This is a genomic window from Lamprobacter sp., from assembly GCF_034860625.1.
Taxonomy (GTDB): domain Bacteria; phylum Pseudomonadota; class Gammaproteobacteria; order Chromatiales; family Chromatiaceae; genus Lamprobacter.
In genome coordinates this window covers 1-1238 of record NZ_JAYESN010000553.1, presented here as the reverse complement: position 1 = coordinate 1238, position 1238 = coordinate 1, and the positions used below count along the sequence as shown (strand labels likewise).

At 60.2% G+C, this 1238-nt stretch carries 2 protein-coding genes; one reads left to right on the top strand and one right to left on the bottom strand.

From position 1 onward, the window contains the following. On the top strand, positions 1-849 hold an 849-nt coding region (locus tag VBE63_RS29735; RefSeq protein WP_323686570.1), incomplete at its 5' end, for an IS3 family transposase. A 70-nt stretch (positions 850-919) separates the two neighbouring features. On the opposite strand, the gene VBE63_RS29730 is transcribed toward VBE63_RS29735, so the two are convergent. Next, positions 920-1117: a hypothetical protein gene (locus tag VBE63_RS29730; RefSeq protein ID WP_323686569.1), complete on the bottom strand. Its 198-nt coding sequence runs from the start codon at positions 1115-1117 to the stop codon at positions 920-922. Positions 1118-1238: the final 121 nt, after the last annotated feature.

Sequence of the window (1238 nt, the reverse complement as noted above, 5' to 3'; positions counted from 1 at the left end):
AACAACGCACGGCTTGCGCCGGCCTGCGCCATCATCGGCATTAGCGTGCGCACCTATCAGCGCTGGGTGCGAGAGGGCTCTGTGCAGGGAGACAGGCGGCCCATAGCGGTACGCAGCAAGCCATCGAATGCACTGACACAGCAGGAACGGCAGGCGGTGGTCGATATCTGCACGCAAGAGGAATACGCCGATCTGCCTCCCGGGCAGATCGTCCCGCGCCTTGCTGACAAGGGTGTGTACATCGCCTCTGAATCGACGATGTACCGCGTGTTGCGCGATGAAGGTCTGCAGCATCACCGTGGCCGTGCCAAGCCGCCATCTGCGCCCAAACCGCCGACCACCCATTGTGCCAGCCAACCGCACCAGATTTTCTGCTGGGACATTACCTGGCTGCCAGGGCCTATCCGCGGGCAGTTTTTCTTCCTGTATCTGATCATCGACCTGTTCAGCCGCAAGATCGTCGGCTGGGAGGTACATGACTCGGAGCGCGGGGAGCACGCCAGCGCACTGGTCGAACGAACCGTATGGCGAGAGCGCTGTGTGGATAAACCGCTGGTGCTGCATGGCGACAACGGCAGTCCACTCAAGGGTGCTACGGTTCAGACGATGCTGGCCAAGCTCGGCATCACGGCATCGTTCAGCCGGCCACGGGTGAGCAATGACAATGCCTATGCGGAGTCGATCTTCCGTCATCTGAAGTACGCACCGGCGTTCCCGCGTAACGGCTTCGCCTCGCTGGAGGCCGCGCGTGACTGGGTGTACGCCTTCGTGCTCTGGTACAACACGCAGCACCGTCATCGTGGGATCAACTACGTGACACCGCAGCAACGCCTGTTAACGCCGACGTAATACCGCGGGTATTTGCCGCGGTTCAAGGTTACGCGAACGCTTCTCGTTCGTAGCGTTGAACTGCCGCTAGTCAGAACGGTGGCAGGTCATCAAACGGGAGTTCGAGCTGGTACTCTGCCTGATACGTCACCGCGTCATTGAGCATATCAGTGATGCCATCTCCGTAATGGGCGATGATCAAGTCGCGCAGTTCATCGATGAAGGCCAGCACACTGTAGGCTTCACCCGCATCCCAGTGAGTATGCAGTGGCAATACCTTCAGGCTCATGTCTTGCCCTCCTCGGCGGTTTGGCTCGCCGACGTCTCCTTGTCAGCCGTTGCCTTTGCCTTGCCGGTACGTTTTCCAGAGGCAGCCTTGTGTGCGGCGCGTTCGCGTGCTTCACGCATGC